At 69.7% G+C, this 16252-nt stretch carries 14 protein-coding genes; 5 read left to right on the forward strand and 9 right to left on the reverse strand.

Annotated features, from left to right (window positions below):
• Positions 1 to 111: 111 nt before the first annotated feature.
• A complete protein-coding gene (locus LY625_RS03250) occupies positions 112 to 1443 on the reverse strand; it encodes a DEAD/DEAH box helicase (protein ID WP_233737583.1) in 1332 nt (443 codons plus the stop codon).
• 458 nt (positions 1444 to 1901) lie between these two features.
• Here LY625_RS03250 and LY625_RS03255 point away from each other — a divergent pair, with 458 nt between their 5' ends.
• Together LY625_RS03255 and LY625_RS03260 are read left to right on the forward strand one after the other, a co-directional pair.
• Complete coding sequence (locus LY625_RS03255) at positions 1902 to 3983, forward strand: M13-type metalloendopeptidase (protein WP_233738318.1); 2082 nt, start codon at positions 1902 to 1904, stop codon at positions 3981 to 3983.
• A gap of 124 nt (positions 3984 to 4107) precedes the next feature.
• Entirely contained in the window at positions 4108 to 6087 is a 1980-nt protein-coding gene (locus LY625_RS03260; RefSeq protein WP_233737584.1) for a M13 family metallopeptidase, read from the forward strand.
• A 36-nt stretch (positions 6088 to 6123) separates the two neighbouring features.
• Here the strand turns inward: LY625_RS03260 and LY625_RS03265 are convergent, their stop codons facing one another.
• From LY625_RS03265 to LY625_RS03280, 4 genes are all read right to left on the reverse strand, one after another.
• The gene (locus tag LY625_RS03265) at positions 6124 to 6783 is read right to left on the reverse strand and encodes a rhomboid family intramembrane serine protease (RefSeq protein ID WP_233737585.1); all 660 of its coding nucleotides are present in this window, start codon (positions 6781 to 6783) and stop codon (positions 6124 to 6126) included.
• 64 nt (positions 6784 to 6847) lie between these two features.
• On the reverse strand, positions 6848 to 7138 hold the full coding sequence (locus LY625_RS03270) for an MGMT family protein (protein ID WP_233738319.1): 291 nt from the start codon (positions 7136 to 7138) through the stop codon (positions 6848 to 6850).
• 39 nt (positions 7139 to 7177) lie between these two features.
• Positions 7178 to 8305: an inorganic phosphate transporter gene (locus LY625_RS03275; protein WP_233737586.1), complete on the reverse strand. Its 1128-nt coding sequence runs from the start codon at positions 8303 to 8305 to the stop codon at positions 7178 to 7180.
• Between the two features lie 10 nt (positions 8306 to 8315).
• Positions 8316 to 8942, reverse strand: coding sequence for a DUF47 family protein (locus tag LY625_RS03280; protein ID WP_233737587.1), 627 nt, complete (start codon positions 8940 to 8942; stop codon positions 8316 to 8318).
• A 232-nt stretch (positions 8943 to 9174) separates the two neighbouring features.
• On the opposite strand from LY625_RS03280, the gene LY625_RS03285 reads away from it, so the two are divergent.
• Both LY625_RS03285 and LY625_RS03290 read left to right on the forward strand, forming a co-directional pair.
• Complete coding sequence (locus LY625_RS03285; RefSeq protein WP_233737588.1) at positions 9175 to 10518, forward strand: hemolysin family protein; 1344 nt, start codon at positions 9175 to 9177, stop codon at positions 10516 to 10518.
• Positions 10502 to 11137: an exopolysaccharide biosynthesis protein gene (locus LY625_RS03290; RefSeq protein ID WP_233737589.1), complete on the forward strand. Its 636-nt coding sequence runs from the start codon at positions 10502 to 10504 to the stop codon at positions 11135 to 11137. The genes LY625_RS03285 and LY625_RS03290 overlap by 17 nt, the downstream gene beginning before the upstream one ends.
• Before the next feature lie 14 nt (positions 11138 to 11151).
• On the opposite strand, the gene LY625_RS03295 is transcribed toward LY625_RS03290, so the two are convergent.
• Positions 11152 to 11913, reverse strand: coding sequence for an RNA methyltransferase (locus tag LY625_RS03295; protein ID WP_233737590.1), 762 nt, complete (start codon positions 11911 to 11913; stop codon positions 11152 to 11154).
• 109 nt (positions 11914 to 12022) lie between these two features.
• On the opposite strand from LY625_RS03295, the gene LY625_RS03300 reads away from it, so the two are divergent.
• The gene (locus LY625_RS03300; protein ID WP_233737591.1) at positions 12023 to 12859 is read left to right on the forward strand and encodes an inositol monophosphatase family protein; all 837 of its coding nucleotides are present in this window, start codon (positions 12023 to 12025) and stop codon (positions 12857 to 12859) included.
• Positions 12860 to 12943: 84 nt separating this feature from the next.
• Here the strand turns inward: LY625_RS03300 and secF are convergent, their stop codons facing one another.
• From secF to yajC, 3 genes are all read right to left on the reverse strand, one after another.
• Positions 12944 to 13933 carry a protein translocase subunit SecF gene (gene secF / locus LY625_RS03305; RefSeq protein WP_233737592.1) on the reverse strand — a complete coding sequence of 330 codons (990 nt, stop codon included), beginning with the start codon at positions 13931 to 13933 and terminating at the stop codon, positions 12944 to 12946.
• Positions 13934 to 13948: 15 nt separating this feature from the next.
• Positions 13949 to 15817 carry a protein translocase subunit SecD gene (gene secD / locus LY625_RS03310; protein WP_233737593.1) on the reverse strand — a complete coding sequence of 623 codons (1869 nt, stop codon included), beginning with the start codon at positions 15815 to 15817 and terminating at the stop codon, positions 13949 to 13951.
• An 87-nt stretch (positions 15818 to 15904) separates the two neighbouring features.
• Positions 15905 to 16237 carry a preprotein translocase subunit YajC gene (yajC, locus tag LY625_RS03315; RefSeq protein ID WP_233737594.1) on the reverse strand — a complete coding sequence of 111 codons (333 nt, stop codon included), beginning with the start codon at positions 16235 to 16237 and terminating at the stop codon, positions 15905 to 15907.
• Between the last annotated feature and the right edge of the window lie 15 nt (positions 16238 to 16252).

Below are 16252 nucleotides of genomic sequence, written 5' to 3' on the forward strand. Positions count from 1 at the left end.
AGAAGGGCCTGGATCCCCGCGTGCGCGGGGATGACGGCGCCCTTACTCAGTCGCCGATCCGCTTTCCGCTTTTACTCGTTCCTCATTCCTCTCCCCTCGTTCCTCGCTTTTCTACGCCCCGGAGCCACTCGTGCGCCGGCCACCGCGACGCCGGCGACCGGGACCGGCATGCGTGTGCTGCCGGCCATCGGCCGGCTTGGGCTGGGTGTGGCCGCGCGGCGAAGGGTTGCGCTGCGCGCGCGGCGGGCGGTCGCCGGACTTCTGGCGCGGGTTGGGCAGCGGCACGTTCAGCCGCAGCGGCTGCGCCGGCTCGTAGCCTTCGTACGCGGCCACCTCGACCTCGCCCTTGCCTTCCAGCACCTTGTGGATCTGCCGCAGCAGCCCGCCCTCGTCGTGGGAGACCAGCGAAATCGCCTCGCCGCTGGCGCCGTTGCGGCCGGTGCGGCCGATGCGATGGACGTAGTCCTCGGCGACCATCGGCAGCTCGTAGTTGATCACCAGCGGCAGGTCCGGAATGTCCAGGCCGCGCGCGGCCACGTCGGTGGCCACCAGCACGCGCGCCTTGCCCGCCTTGAAGGCGTTGAGGGCCTTCTGGCGCTGGGCCTGGCTCTTGTTGCCGTGGATCGCGACCGCGGTCAGGCCGGACTTCTCCAGCTGCTCTGCCAGGCGGTTGCAGCCATGCTTGGTGCGGCCGAAGACGATCGCCTGGTCGGTGTGGCGCGAGGACAGGATCTCGACCAGCAGGTCGCGCTTGCGCGCGGCGTCCACTGGGTGGGCCCGGTGGCTGATGGTCTCGGCGACGGCACGGCCGGCGGCGACCTGGACCTGCTTCGGTTCACGCATGAACTGCAGCGCCAGCTGCTTGAGCTGGGCCTCGAAGGTGGCCGAGAACAGCAGGGTCTGGCGGCGGGTCGGCAGCTTGGCGAGGATCCGCTTGATGGCGTGCAGGAAGCCCATGTCGAGCATGCGGTCGGCCTCGTCGAGCACCAGCACCTCGATGGCGTCCAGCTGCACGGTGCCCTGCCCCATGTGGTCGATCAGCCGGCCCGGGCAGGCCACCAGCACGTCGACGCCGCGGCGCAAGGCATCGACCTGCGGCTTCATGCCCACGCCGCCGAACAGGGTGGCGGTGCGCACCGGCAGGTGGCGGGCGTAGCCGCGGATGTTCTCTTCGACCTGGACGGCCAGCTCGCGGGTCGGCACCAGCACCAGTGCGCGCGGCTTGCGCGGCCCCTTGGCCGGGGTGTGCGCAGCCAGGCGCTGCAGCAGCGGCAGGCCGAAGGCGGCGGTCTTGCCGGTGCCGGTCTGGGCGCCGCCCAGCAGGTCATGGCCGGCCAGGACCAGCGGGATGGCTTCGGCCTGGATCGGGGTCGGGCTGGTGTAGCCCTGTTCGGAAAGCGCGCGCAACAACGCGGGCGCAAGCCCGAGGGTTTCAAACGACATGTAATGCTCCGGTACGGAAGAAACCGCACGAATGCGGCGTTACCCACGGCGTTCCCTGGAACCGCGCCGTGGGTATCGGATTGAACGGACCGGATGCTCCGGACCGCGTCTGCGCAACGAAAGACGTGCGGGATAAGTCGCACCGGACCACGCCTTTGAGCGAGGGGTCTTGGCCGATCGGCCAACCCGTGCGAGGGCATACCTGGGAAACGTGCCCCTTGCGGGGTAGGCAGCCGTGCGCTGAACGGGCGAATCCTACGTGAAAGCGGCCACCCGTGCCAGCGTGGCCGCCTGCCCGTTCATCCGCGCGCCACGTCGGCATGCCGCCGGCATGACCTCCGACACCCGGCGCGGGAGCGGCACAGGGCGTATCGTCGTGCGGTCCCGGCGATCGCCGGAGGCCGCAATCCCAACGCCAACCGGCCGGAGCCCCGATGAAGACCAACAAGCCAAGAGCCCTGCTGCTGTCCCTCGCCATTGCCAGTGTCGTCGCCGGCTGCGCCGGCCAGGACGCCGAGGCCCCGGACCGCAAGGCGGCGCGGCCGGCAGCCGATGCCGGGACGCTCACCCTCGATGAATCCGCCCTGCCGGGCGTGAACCGCTTCCTCGCCAGCGACCTCGATCCGTCCATCGATGCCTGCACCGACTTTGGCGGCTACGTCAACGACAAGTGGCTGGCGGCCAACGACATCCCCGGCGACCGCACCTCCTGGGGCGCCTTCGAAATGCTGGCCGAGCGCTCCACCGCTGCGCAGCGCCAGCTCGCCGAGCAGGCCGCCGCCGACGAGGGCGCCGATGGGGTGGAGAAGATCGTCGGCGACTTCTGGGCCACCGGAATGGACGCCGACGCGATCAACGCCCAGGGCATCGCCCCGCTGCGGGAGGAACTCGACGCGATCGTAGCGATCGACTCCCCGGAGGCGATCGCCGATTATCTGCGCGCGAGCGCATCCGAAGGCCGCAACTTCCTGTTCGGCTTCGGCGCCGAGGCCGACTTCAAGGACTCGGACATGAACATCGCCTACGCCATGCAGGGCGGCCTGGGCCTGCCGGACAAGGGCTATTACTTCGACGCCGACAAGAAGGACAAGCTCGAGGCCTACCAGCAGCACATCGCCAACGTGCTCGCGCTGTCGGGCACCGAGCGCGCCGAGGCCGAGCGCCAGGCCGCCGACGTGGTCGCCTTCGAGACCCGCCTGGCAGGCGTTTCCAAGTCCAGCGAGGAGATGTCGCGCGACGTCTCGCTGTTCTACAACCCGATGAGCCTGGCGCAGGCCGACGAGCTGGCGCCGAACTTCCCCTGGACCCGCTTCTTCGAGTCGCAGGGCGTGGACAAGCCGGAGATGTTCTCGCTGGCGATCCCGGACTTCCATGCCGAGGTCAGCGGGATGATCGCCGACGTGCCGGCGCAGCAGTGGCAGTCCTACCTGCGCTTCCACACCATCGACAATGCCGCGCCGTACCTGGCCGACGAGTTCGCCCGGGAACACTTCAACTTCTACAGCGCCACCCTGCGCGGCCAGGCCGAGATGAAGGAGCGCGGCAAGCGGGTGCTCGACGCCATCAACGGCGAGGTGGGCGAGGCGCTGGGCCAGCTGTACGTGCAGGTCGCCTTCCCGGCCGAGTCCAAGGCACAGATGGAAGAGCTGGTCGGCAACCTCAGTGACGCCCTCAAGGCCCGCCTCGAGGGCCTGGACTGGATGACCGACGAGACCAAGGCCAAGGCCATGGAGAAGTGGGCCAGCTTCACCCCGAAGATCGGCTACCCGGACAAGTGGCGCGACTGGAGCGGGCTGGACACCGACCGCGACAGCTACATCGCCAACGTCATGGCCGCCAACGAATTCAACTACAAGTGGAACCTGTCCAAGATCGGCGAGCCGGTCGACAAGACCGAGTGGGGCATGAGCCCGCAGACGGTGAATGCCTACTACAACCCGCTGGCCAACGAGATCGTGTTCCCGGCGGCGATCCTGCAGCCGCCGTTCTTCGATCCCGATGCGACCCCGGAGATGAACTACGGCGGCATCGGCGCGGTGATCGGCCACGAGATGATCCATGGCTATGACGACCAGGGCAGCCGCTTCGGGCCGACCGGCAATTTCGAGAACTGGTGGACCGAGCAGGATGCGACCGGGTTCAAGGCGCTGACCGACAGGCTGGTCGCCCAGTTCGACGCCTACGAGGCCAGGCCGGGCAAGAACGTCAACGGCAGCCTGACCCTGGGCGAGAACATCGCCGACCTGGGCGGCCTGGCGGTGGCCTACGACGCCATGAAGGAAGCCACCCGGGGCACCGAGGACCCGATGACCGACGACATGAGCCGCGACCAGCGCTTCTTCGCCAACTGGGCCACGGTGTGGCGCCGCAACTTCACCGACCAGGAGCTCGACGTGCGCCTGCAGACCGACCCGCACGCGCCGGCGAACTTCCGCGCCATGGGGGCGCCGTCGAACCTGCCGGCCTTCGCGGCCGCGTTCGAGTGCAAGCCGGGGCAGCCGATGGTGCGCCAGGGCGACCAGCAGGTCGTGATCTGGTAACCGCACCGGTACAGCGGTGACGAAAAGGCCCGGGAACGCAGGTTTCCGGGCCTTTTTCTTGGGCACACGCCGCCTCACGCCCCACCGGCTAGACTCCGGCCCACCTTTTCCACGGACTTCGCGCATGCTCCGCAAGCCCCTCGCCGGCGCCATCACCGCCGGCCTGCTCGCCGCACTGGCCACCCTCCCGTCCCACGCCGTCGAGGCGTGCACCGACTTCCACGCCCACGCCAACGCCACCTGGCTGGCCAACCACGCGCTGGCGGAAGGCCAGGATGCGGTGACCGCCCTGGGCGAGTTGGAGGCGCGGGTGCGCGGACAGCAGGTCGCGTTGCTCAACGCGGCCATGCAGTCGCCGGAAAACGAGGTGCAGAAGCTGCTGGGCGATTTCTGGGCCAGCGGCCTGTCCGAGGCGCAGGTCGAGCGCGATGGCGCACAGCCGCTCGGGCCACTGCTCGAGCGCATCAACGCCATCCGCCGCGCCCGCGACATCGCGCCCACCCTCGCCGCCCTCCACCAGGTCGGCATCCCGGTGGGCTTCAACTTCGGCGCCGACGTCGACCTGCAGGACCTGCAGCGGCACATCGGCTACTTCGCCCAGGGCGGGCTCGGCCTGCCCGACCCGGCCTTCTACACCCGCGATGACGCCGCTACCACGGCGCTGATGGCGCAGTACCACGAGTACGTGCGCCGGGTCCTGGTGCTGACCGGCACCCCCGAGCGCCGCGCCGGCCGCGAGGCCGATCTGGTGGTCGACCTGGAGACGCGGATCGCCAAGGCTTCGCGGCCGCTGAGCCTGCTGCGCAACCCGGGCTCGAGCTATGCCCTGGTGCAGGTCGACAGCCTGGCGGGCAGCTACCCCAACCTGCAGCTGGCGCAGTTCCTGCAGGCCCAGGGCGTGGAGTCGGACGTGGTGTCGCTGGCCAATCCCACCCTGTTTGCCGCGCTTGATTCGATGGCCAGCGGCCTGAAGGCCGAGCAGTGGCGCGCCTACCTGCGCTGGCGGGTCGGCGATGCCATGGCGCCGTACCTGTCCGAGGCCTGGCGCGGCATCCACTTCGACTTCCGCGGCCGGGTGCTGGCCGGCCAGCAGGCGCCGCTGCCGCGCGAGCAGCAGGTGCTGGATGCGGTCAACCTCGCCGCCGGACCGATGTTGGGCCGCGAGTACGCCGCCCGCTACGTCCAGCCGGCCACCCGCCAGCGCGCGGTGGAGATCGCCCAGGCGGTGCGCGACTCCCTGGGACAGGCGCTGCAGCGCGATGCGCGCCTGGGCCCCCAGGCAAAGGCGGAGGCGGCAGCGAAGCTGCAACAGCTCAAGATCGAGGTCGGCACCCCCACCCGTGACCTGGACTACACCGTCCAGCCGATGGGCCGCGGCAGTTTCGGCGGCAACATGCTGATCGCCTCCACCTGGCACCACCGCGAGCAGATGCGCCGGATCGGCGAGGCGAACGCCGATCGCCGCTGGAACGTGCTGCCGCAGCAGGCCTCGGTCGCCTATGACCTGGCCCAGAACCGGCTGGTGGTGACCGCCGCGGCCCTGCAGTCACCGATCCTCGATCCCGCTGCGGACATCGCCGGCCAGTACGGCAGCTACGGTGCCCTGGTCGGCCACGAGCTCAGCCACGGCTTCGACATCCATGGCCGCATGGTCGATGCCGGCGGCGCGCTGCGCGAGTGGTGGAGCCCGGCCGAACTGGAGGCCTGGCGTGCCTTCGCCGGGCAGGTGGCGACCCAGTACGGCCGCCACGACTGGCCCGGGCTGGAGGGACGCAAGGTCGACGGGAACCTGACCGCCAGCGAGAACGTCGCCGACCTGGCCGGCGTGCAGCTGGCCTGGGAAGCCCTGGAGGCCACCGGGTCCGACCTGCCACGCGAGGCGCGCCAGGGCTTCTTCACCGCCTGGGCCGGCCTGTGGCCGCAGCAGCTGTCGACCGCCGAGGCGACCCGCCGCGCCGCCACCTCGGTGCATGCACCGGGGCAGTGGCGCAGCAATGGCCCGCTGATGAACCTGGCCGCGTTCGGCGAGACCTTCGGCTGCAAGGCTTCGACGCCGATGCGGCTGGCGCCGGCAGAACAGTTGCAGGTATGGCCGGCGCGGTGATGGAGCCGGGCGCAATACGCCTCCGGCTGTTGCGCCCTACCGCACGATCCGGATCTTCGGCGGGCCGCGACGGCCGCCGAAGGGCGGCTGGCCGCGCCAGTAGCGGATCAGCAGCCAGCCGAACAGCATCCCGCCCAGGTGGGCGAAATGCGCCACCCCCGGCTGCCAGCCGCTGAAACCCAGCAGCAGCTCGATCAACCCGTAGACGATCACCAGCGTGCGCGCCTTCATCGGCACCGGCGGGATCAACAGCATCACCCGCTGGTGCGGGAACAGCATGCCGTAGGCCAGCAGCAGCCCGAACACCCCGCCCGAGGCGCCCACCGTGGGGTACGCCGGGCCGCCGGCCGACATGGTCCACCAGCCCACCGCCAGCTGGCACACCGCCGCCCCGGCCACGCAGCTCAGGAAGTAGGTCAGGAACCGGCGCTCGCCCCAGACGTGCTCCAGCGGCGCGCCGAACATCAGCAGCGCCAGCATGTTGAAGGCCAGGTGGCCGAAGCTGCCGTGCATGAAGCCGTAGGTCAGCAGCTGCCAGGGAAGGAACTCGTACGGCGCCGGTGCGCCGGTACCTGCACCGAGCGGCCACAGCATGAAGGCCGCCAGGGCGAAATCACCCAGCAGCAACTGCAGCACGAACACCGCAGCGTTGGCGATCAGCAGCGCCTTGGTGACGGGGGGGAGATTGGAGAACATCGCGGCTCCTTCGCAGCTCGCGCAATGGTACCGGCCGGACACGCCGCCGGCTCGTGACAGTGGCTCAGGGACCCCAGACCTGCTCGTCCAGACTGGCCACCGGGCGCTGGCCGCACGCCCGTCCGGCCTCGACCCGGACGCCCTCGGCGCGCAGGCGGCGGCACTGCTCCTCGTGCTGCGCCGAGCCGGCGGGAAAGGCGATGCGGCCATCGGCACGCAGCACCCGGTGCCACGGCAGCGCCGGATCGTCGTTGCCGGCCAGCACCCGCGCGGCGAGCCGGGCGCGTCCGGCAAGGCCGGCGCGCCGGGCCACCTCACCGTAGCCGGCGATCTCGCCGGCCGGGATAGCGCGCACCGCGGCGAGAATCCGCTGCCGGGCGCGCTCGTCCACCGCTCAGACCAGCCCGGCCACGTGCAGCACGCGGAACATGAGGTAGGCGAAGCCACCGGCCATCGGGATGGTCAGGATCCAGGCCCAGATCATCCGCTCCACCACCGTCCACTTGATGGCGTTGAAGCGCTTGGCGGTGCCCACGCCCATGATCGCCGCGGAAATGTTGTGGGTGGTCGAGACCGGGATGCCCAGCGAGGAAGCGGCCAGGATCACCGAGGCGGCGCTGGTCTCGGCGGCGAAGCCGTGGATCGGGTGCAGCTTGACCAGCTTGTGGCCGAGGGTCTTGATGATCCGCCAGCCGCCGGCCGCGGTGCCGGCCGCCATCACCAGCGCGCAGGTGACCTTGATCCACAGGTCGATGTCGCCCTCGGCCAGCGCCTCCGGCGAGGGATGCAGGAAGGCCAGCAGCGCTGGCAGGTCGGCCAGCAGCCCGGTGGCCTCCGCGCTCACCAGGGTCAGGGCGATGATGCCCATGGTCTTCTGCGCATCGTTCATGCCGTGGGCGAAGCCCATGCCGGCCGCGCTGACGATCTGCGCCTTGCCGAACAGCCCGTTCACCCAGCGCGGGCGTGCCAGCCGCGCCAGCAGCCCGCCCGCACTGGCCATGCCGGAAATGATCGCGAACAGCACGCCCATCACCAGGAAACCGGCGATGAACCCCAGCACCGGTGAGGTGACCATGGGGACGACCACCTTCCACAGCACGCCGGCGCTCTGCCAGACCGGCTCGGCCGGCTCGGACCAGATGATCGCCGCGATGTTGTTGCCCGAGGCCGCCAGCGCGGCGCCGATCAGCCCGCCGATCAGCGCGTGCGAGGACGAGGACGGCAGGCCCAGCCACCAGGTGATCAGGTTCCAGGCGATGCCGCCGGCAAGCGCGCACAGGATCAGCTGCGAGCCGACCTCGACCACGCCCATGTCGATCAGTCCCGACGCGATGGTCCTGGCCACCGCGGTGCCGGCCAGCGCGCCCAGCAGGTTCATGCTGGCGGCCATGGTGACCGCCTGCATCGGCGAGAGCACCTTGGTGGCGACCACCGTGGCGATGGAATTGGCGGTGTCGTGGAAGCCGTTGATGTACTCGAAGGCGAGTGCCACCAGGATCACGACGATGACCAGGCTTAGCATCGGCGCGGCCTCAGGAATTCTTCAGCACGATCTCGTAGGCCACCACGCCGGCCTCGCGGCAACGGTCGATGGCCTTCTCGAGGATCTCGAAGAATTCCTTGAGCAGGAACATCTGCAGGGGGTCGAGCTTGCCCGAGTAGATGTCGCGGTAGAGCTCGAGCATCAGCCGGTCGGCTTCGTTCTCCAGCGAGCGCAGCTTGTCGTTGAGCTGCTTCATCGGCCCAAGCTTCATGTGCCGCAGCTGCCGGACCATGTCGACCACCACCTCGGCGGCCTGCTCGAGCATCGCCGCGCGCGGGGTGAAGTCGATGTGCTCCAGGTGCTGCAGCGCCAGCGCATAGCGGTCGGCGAACTTCTCCACCTGCTTGGGGATCTTGTACAGCGCCGAGCCCAGCGCCTCGATGTCCTCGCGCTCGATCGGGGTGATGAAGCTGTCGACCAGCTCCTGGCTGATCTTGGCCGAGACGTCGCGCTGCTGCAGGCGCGCGAGCTTGAAGGCGTCCAGCGCCGGCTGGCGATCGGCCACCCGGAGCATTTCGTGCAGTGCGTGGGCACTGTCGTGGGCGGCGACCGCCGACTCTTCCAGCAGCGTGTAGAACTGGTTGCCTTGGCCGAAGATGGTTTGCAGCGAGAACATGGGACCCCCGGGGAGCGGCCGGTCGGCCACGGACAGGCGCGGATTATGACGGTTTCGTTGCCGGCACGCCCAGTACACCCCGTTCACGGGCGGCGTTGCACGGTCGGCTGCTAGACTTCGCGCACGCCCGAGGGGCGCCCCCTTCCCCACGCCCGCACATGGACGACGACCCACGATCTCGCCGCGGCGCCCTGCGCGCCGGAACTCCCGCTGACCACAGGACGCTCGCGCCATGCTCGAGTTCCTGATCGTCCTCGTCCTGATCGCGCTGAACGCCTTCTTCGCCCTGTCGGAGATGTCGGTCGTCACCTCGCGCAAGCCCCGGCTGCGCCAGATGGGCACCGGGAGCCGCAAGGCACAGCGCGCGCTCGAGCTGGCCGAGCATCCCGAACAGTTCCTTTCGACCGTCCAGGTCGGCATCACCCTCATCGCGATCCTCACCGGCATGTTCGGTGGCGATGCGATCGGCTCGATCATCGGTGAGTGGCTGGCGGTGTCGATGCCCGCGCTGGGCAGCTACGCCGGGCTGGTCGGCACGCTGCTGGCGATCGCGCTGATCACCTACCTGAGCATCGTCTTCGGCGAACTGCTGCCCAAGCGCCTGGCGCTGCTCGCCCCCGAGCGCCTGGCCACCGCGGTGGCGGTGCCGATGCACTGGGTGGCCTGGATCGCACGGCCGGCGGTGTGGCTGCTGACCAGCTCGATTCGCGGCCTGCTGAGGCTGCTCGGCCTGGACAAGTCCGAGGCCTCGGCGGTGAGCGAGGAGGAGATCCGCCTGCTGGTGAGCGAAAGCCACGAGCAGGGCGTGATCGATGCCGACGAGCGCAAGATGATGAACCGGGTCCTCGACCTGGGCGACCGCACCACCGACAGCCTGATGACCCCGCGCACCCGGATCACCTGGCTGGACGCGGAGGCGCCACTGGAGGAGAACCTGGCGACCATGCGCGAGAGCCCGTTCTCGCGCTTCCCGGTCTATCGCGGCGATGACCGCACCGTGGTCGGGGTGGTGGAGGCCAAGTCGCTGCTGCGGGCGCTGGAGCCCGGGGTACCGATCGACCTGTTCGGCGACATGCGCGAGGTGCTGTTCGTCTCCGAATCCACCCACGCGCTGAAGCTGCTGGAGATCCTGCGCGAGGAGCAGCAGTCGCTGGCGCTGGTGGTCGACGAGTACGGCGATGTCACCGGGGTGGTCACGGTCAACGACGTGATGGGCGCGGTGATCGGCCGTACCCAGGTCGGCATCGGCGCCGCCACCGTGGGCGAGCACAGCGAACAGGCCAGCGGACCGGTGGTCCAGCGCGCCGACGGCAGCTGGCTGATCGACGGTTCGTTGCACCTGGACGACCTGCGCGAGCTGCTGCGCGGTCCGGTTCCCGGCGTCGACGAGCACGATTTCCACACCGCCGCCGGCATGGTGATCGCGCACATCGGGCGCATCCCCAACGTCGGCGACTGCTTCGAGTGGCCGGGCTGGAAGGCCGAAGTGGTCGACCTGGACGGCCCGCGCATCGACAAGCTGCTGCTGGACCGCGTCGACCATGACGACGGGCGCGGCGATGACGACGACGCCTGACCCGGGTCGCGACGAGGCCGGAACCCGCGCCCTGCTCGATGCCCTGGCCGACGGCGGCGATCCGGCGCAGGTGGTCGATCTGCGGCAGGTGTTCGGCGGCCTGGGGCGGCGCGCGTTCGGCATGCTGCTGTTCATCGCCACCCTGCCCGCCTTCATCCCGGTGCCGGGGCTGGCCGGCGCGGCAAGCGGGCCACTGGTGATGCTGATCGGCGCCCAGTTGCTGCTCGGCCGGCCCGTGCCCTGGGTGCCGGGCGCGATCGGCCGCCGCGGGCCGAAGCGGCGCTCCCTGCGCCGGTTCCGCGACCGCATCTCGCCGTGGCTGGCGCGACTGGAAAAACACATCAGCCCGCGCAACCCGGAACTGCTCGACCACCGCCTGGCGACCGCCTGGACCGGCCTGTTGCTGCTGCTGCTCGGCCTGCTGCTGGCCTTGCCGATTCCGTTCACCAATTACGTATTCGGCCTGCTCCTGCTGCTGTTCGCACTTGCCCTGCTGGAGCGCGACGGCCGGCTGATGGCGGTGGCATGGACCCTGGGCGTGCTGGCGGTGGGCGCCTCCGCGCTGCTGTCCGGGCAGGTCGCCGCCTGGGCCGCATCGCTGCTGGACCTGGTGGTCTGAGCGGCGGGCGCAGCTCAGCGCCGGCCGGCCAGCATCGCCATCCGCTCGGCGTCGGCGAGGATGCCGTGCAGCAGGCGGACCTCGCGCTGGTCCAGGCGCGCCCTGAGGAACATCCGGCGCAGCTTGCGCATCGCCGACTCCGGCGCCCTGCCCTTGTGGAAGTCGATCTGCTCCAGGGTCTGCGACAGATGGGCGAACAGGCCTTCCATCTCGTCATGGGCCGCGGGCGGGTCGCGCGGCTCCGCCTGGCCCGTCGGGCCGGCATCGTCCAGCAGGGCAAGGCGCAGCTCGTAGGCCAGGACCTGCACCGCCGCCGCCAGGTTGAGCGAGCTGTAGTCCGGGTTGGCGGGGATGTGCACCGCGGCATGGCACAGCTGCAGCTCGTGGTTGTCCAGCCCGGTACGCTCGCGCCCGAACACCAGGGCGACTTCCGCGCCCGCGGCCGCCTCGGCGACGGCACGACTGGCCGCCTCGCGCGGGAGCAGCTCCTCCAGCTGGACCCGGCGGCTGCGCGCAGTACAGCCCAGCACCAGCCGGCAGTCGGCGACCGCGGCGGCCAGGTCCGGGTACACGGCGGCGGCGTCCAGCACGTCGTCGGCACCGGCCGCCAGCGCACTGGACTCGGCATTGGGGGACTTCTCCGGCGCCACCAGCACCAGCCGTGCCAGGCCCATGGTCTTGAGCGCACGGGCAGCCGAGCCGATGTTGCCGGGGTGCTGGGTGCCGACCAGCACGATGCGCAGGCGGGAGGCGTGTCTGGCGGGGTCGGGATTCATGGCGCAATGGTAAACTGCGCGGCCGGCCCCGACGCCGGCGGTCGCCTCTCCAGGAGGCCACCCACGCTCTTTTCCCCGTCCCCACTCCACCAGGCAGAGGCCCCACGCCATGCAGAAACCCGCCGTCAACCTCATGGTCAAGGCCGCCCGCTCCGCCGGCAACGTGCTGCTGAGGCACATGAACCGGCTCGACGCCCTGAACGTGGTGGAGAAGGCGCGGATGGACTTCGCCAGCGAGGTCGATGCGCTGGCCGAGAAGGAGATCGTCCGCGAACTGCGCCGGGCGACCCCCGACTACGCGATCCTCGGGGAGGAAGGCGGCGAGATGAAGGGCCGCGGCGGCAACAGCCGCTTCACCTGGGTGATCGATCCGCTCGACGGCACCAGCAACTACCTGCGCGGCATCCCGCACTTCTGCGTCTCCATCGCGCTGGTGGAGAACGGCGAGCCGCTGCACGGGGTGGTGTTCGACCCGCTGCGCAACGAGCTGTTCACCGCCAGCCGTGGTAGTGGCACCACGCTCAACGACAAGCGCGTGCGCGTGGGCGACCGCAAGGACCTGGACGGGGCGATGATCCTGACCGGCTTCCCGCCGCGCGAGCGCAAGCGTGCCTCCGCGCAGCTCAAGGCCCTGGACACGCTGATGCTCGAGATCGAGGAGATCCGCCGCTTCGGTTCGGCCGCCCTGGACCTGGCCTGGGTCGCCTGCGGACGCGCCGACGCCTACTTCGAGGCCGGCCTGAAGCCCTGGGACATCGCGGCCGGCGCGCTGATGGTGCGCGAGTCCGGAGGCATGGTCTGCGACTACCGCGGCAACGGCACCCCGCGCATGGACGCCGCCGGCCCCGACACCCGCCCGCTGATGGCCGCGAACGTCAAGGTCGGCCCGCTGCTGCAGCAGCGGCTGGTGTCCACGGGATACGCATCGGCGTTCGACGCGAAATAACCGGAAACAGGCACAAGCCCAAACGGCATTACGGCGCAATACGCCGCAGGGCGGCTATTGCGCCCTACGGCCACCGGCCCCGGATCAGGGCCGGCGTGCCAGCTCCGCGTCGTCCCTGGCCTTGGGCATCAGGTCCTGCTTGGTGACCCGCAGCGCGCCGCGTTCCAGCAGCGGGGCGGCGACGAAGATCGACGACAGGGTGCCGAAGATCACGCCCATGATCATCGCCTCGGCCATGCCGGCCAGCGAGCCGCCGCCGTAGAAGTACAGCGCCAGCATGGTCAGCAGCGAGGCCACCGAGGTGATCACGGTGCGCGACAGGGTCTGGTTGATCGAGGCGTTGATGATCTCCGAGGCACTGGCGCGCATGCCGCGGAAGTTCTCGCGGATGCGGTCGAACACCACGATCGTGTCGTTGATCGAGAAGCCCAGCACCGACAGCAGGCCGGCCAGCACCGTCAGGTCGAACTCGTGGCCGGTGATGGCGAACCAGCCGGCGACCACGATGATGTCGTGCAATGAGGTCAGCACCGCGGCGATCGCGAACTTGCGCTCGAAACGCATCGAGATGTAGATCAGGAAGCCGACCACCACGAAGATGATCGACCACATGCCGTTGAGTGCCAGGTCGCGCCCGACCTGCGGGCCGACGAACTCGTTGCGCATGACCCGGCCCGGGTTGTCGGGGTAGGCCAGCGCCTGGGTGACCTCGCGCGCGGTGCGGTCGTTGAGTTCGGACTGTGCGGCGCCTCCGGCTTCCCCGCCCGAGGGACGCAGGCGGATCAGCAGGTCGTTGCCCGAGCCGAAGGTCTGGACCTGGGCGCCGTCCAGGCCGGCCGCATCGAGCCTGGCACGCACGTCGTCCACGTCCACCGGCTGGTCGAAGCGGATCTCCGAGACCATGCCGCCGGTGAAGTCCAAGGCGAAGTTGAACGGCGCACCGTCGCGGATGGTGTTGTAACCCATCGCCCCAAGGGAGATGACCACCAGCAGCACCGAGAGGAAGATCGAGACGCCGCCCATCCGCATGAAGTCGATGCGGCTGTCGTACGGGAACACGTTGAATGGCTTCATATTGCTGGCTCCCGGTCAGATCGCGACGGTCTTGAGCTTGCGGCGGCCGCCGTAGATCAGCGTGGCAAAGCCGCGCGAGGCCGAAACCGCGGTGTACATGGAGACCGCGATGCCGACGATCAGCGAGACCGCGAACCCCTTGATCGGGCCAGTTCCGAAGGCGAACAGCGCCACGCCCGCAAGGATGGTGGTGATGTTGGCATCCACGATGGTGCCCATGGCGCGGTCGTAGCCGGCCGCGATCGCCGCCTTTGCCGGAAGTCCGGCCCGCAACTCCTCGCGTATCCGCTCGTTGATCAGCACGTTGGCGTCGACCGACATGCCCACCGTGAGCACGATGCCCGCCAACCCCGGCAGGGTCAGGGTGGCGCCGAACATCGACATGATCGCCACCAGCACCAGCAGGTTCATCAGCAGCGCCACGCAGGTGATGATGCCGAACATGCGGTAGTAGATGAGGAAGAAGACCAGGGTGAAGACGAAGGCGTACTTCACCGCGGTCACGCCGCGCTCCACGTTCTCGGCGCCCAGGCTCGGGCCGACCACGCGCTCCTCGGCGAACATCATCGGTGCCGCCAGCGAACCCGAGCGCAGCAGCAGGGCCAGGTCGGCGGCTTCCTTCATGCTGTCCAGGCCGGTGGTCTGGAACTCCTTGCCGAACACGCCGTTGATGTTGGCTACCGAGATGACCTCCTCGCTGACGCGGGTGGTGCGCACCTCCTCGCCGTTGACCATGCGCACCTCGGGAATGCGCTCGATGAACACCACCGCCATCGGCTTGCCGACGCTCTGGCTGGTGAAGTCGAACATGCGCTGGCCGCCGGCGTTGTTCAGCGTGACGGAGACCGACGGCGTCCCCGACTGCGGATCCAGTTGCGACCTGGCATGCACCAGCTGGTCTCCGGTGGCGATCACCCGCCGGCTGAGCAGGATCGGGATCGGATTGCCGTCCGGGCCGATTTCCTTGCGGTAGTAGACGCGGGCATCCGGAGGGACGTTGCCGGTGGCGATCGCGTCATAGGCGTTGCCGTCGAGTGCGGCGCGGTACTCCAGGGTCGCGGTGGCGCCGATGATGCGCTTGGCCTGGGCGGTGTCCTGCACGCCGGGCAGCTGGACCACGATGCGGTCGTTGCCCTGGCGCTGGATCACCGGCTCGGAGACGCCCAGGGCGTTGATGCGGTTGCGCAGGGTGCCGATGTTCTGCTCGATGGCATCGGCGGTGATCTGGTCCAGTTCGGTATCGGACATCCGCACGGTGAGGGTGCTGCCGGAGCCGGACATCTGCAGGGTCGGGTCGGAGCCGAGGATCGCGGCGCGGGCACTGCCGGCATCGGCCGCGTCGGCCAGGGTCACCAGCAGCTCGTTGCCGCCCGGGCGCCGGGTCACCGACTGGTAGCGCACGCGCTTGTCGCGCAGCACCACCCGCAGGTCCTCGGCGGTCGCGTCCATGCGCTTGTCCAGTGCCGCCTGCTGGTCGACCTGCATGGTGAAGTGGACGCCGCCGCGCAGGTCCAGGCCCAGCGGCATGGCATCGGCGCCCAGCGCCTGCAGCCACCCGGGTACGGTCGAGGCCAGGCTCAGCGCCACCACGTAGTCGTCGCCGAGCACCGGACGCAGCGCGTCGGCCGCCCGTCCCTGCTCGTCGGGATCGTCCAGCCGCACCAGCAGGCTGTCCTCGCCCAGGTCGATCGCCCGCGGGCTCACGCCCGCGCGCTCCAGGCCGTCCGCCACGCGGCTGCGCAGGGCCTCGTCCACGACCCCGCCGCGGTCGGCGGTGACCTGCACCGACGGATCCTGCGGGTACGCGTTGGGCAGCGCGTAGACCACGCCGAAGATCAGGACCAGCAGGATGAGAATGTATTGCCAGCGCGAGTAGGTCAGCATCGCAACGCCCCTGTGGCGACCTGCCGGCCGCCCGATTGAATCAGTGCGGAACGGCCGCCCGGCAGCGCCGGGGGCCGGATGCGGCCGTCAGGCCGACTTGAGGGTGCCCTTGGGCAGCACGTTGCCGATCGAACCCTTCTGCACCCGGATGCGCACGTTCTCGGCCACTTCCAGGACGATGAAGTTGTCGCCGATCTCATTGATCGTGCCGGCGATGCCGCCGTTGGTGATGACCTCGTCGCCGCGCGCGAGCTTCTCGAGCAGGGCCTTGTGTTCCTTGGCGCGCTTCATCTGCGGCCGGATCATCAGGAAGTACATGATCGCAATCAGGGCGATCGGGAACAGCAGGGTGCCCATGCCGCCACCGGGGGCGGCAGGCGCCGCGTGGGCGGGGGCGATGAAGAAGTCGAGCAGGGTCATGGCGGACTCGGGTCG

Source organism: Lysobacter sp. GX 14042 (assembly GCF_021390425.1).
Taxonomy (GTDB): Bacteria; Pseudomonadota; Gammaproteobacteria; order Xanthomonadales; family Xanthomonadaceae; genus Novilysobacter.

Coding starts and splice junctions, on each gene's coding strand:
- LY625_RS03260 (WP_233737584.1), top strand. CDS start 4,108: ATGCTCCGCAAGCCCCTCGCCGGCGCCATCACCGCCGGCCTGCTCGCC.
- LY625_RS03275 (WP_233737586.1), bottom strand. CDS start 8,305: ATGCTAAGCCTGGTCATCGTCGTGATCCTGGTGGCACTCGCCTTCGAG.
- LY625_RS03300 (WP_233737591.1), top strand. CDS start 12,023: ATGCAGAAACCCGCCGTCAACCTCATGGTCAAGGCCGCCCGCTCCGCC.
- LY625_RS03250 (WP_233737583.1), bottom strand. CDS start 1,443: ATGTCGTTTGAAACCCTCGGGCTTGCGCCCGCGTTGTTGCGCGCGCTT.
- LY625_RS03280 (WP_233737587.1), bottom strand. CDS start 8,942: ATGTTCTCGCTGCAAACCATCTTCGGCCAAGGCAACCAGTTCTACACG.
- yajC (WP_233737594.1), bottom strand. CDS start 16,237: ATGACCCTGCTCGACTTCTTCATCGCCCCCGCCCACGCGGCGCCTGCC.
- secD (WP_233737593.1), bottom strand. CDS start 15,817: ATGCTGACCTACTCGCGCTGGCAATACATTCTCATCCTGCTGGTCCTG.
- LY625_RS03285 (WP_233737588.1), top strand. CDS start 9,175: ATGCTCGAGTTCCTGATCGTCCTCGTCCTGATCGCGCTGAACGCCTTC.
- LY625_RS03290 (WP_233737589.1), top strand. CDS start 10,502: ATGACGACGACGCCTGACCCGGGTCGCGACGAGGCCGGAACCCGCGCC.
- secF (WP_233737592.1), bottom strand. CDS start 13,933: ATGAAGCCATTCAACGTGTTCCCGTACGACAGCCGCATCGACTTCATG.
- LY625_RS03265 (WP_233737585.1), bottom strand. CDS start 6,783: ATGTTCTCCAATCTCCCCCCCGTCACCAAGGCGCTGCTGATCGCCAAC.
- LY625_RS03295 (WP_233737590.1), bottom strand. CDS start 11,913: ATGAATCCCGACCCCGCCAGACACGCCTCCCGCCTGCGCATCGTGCTG.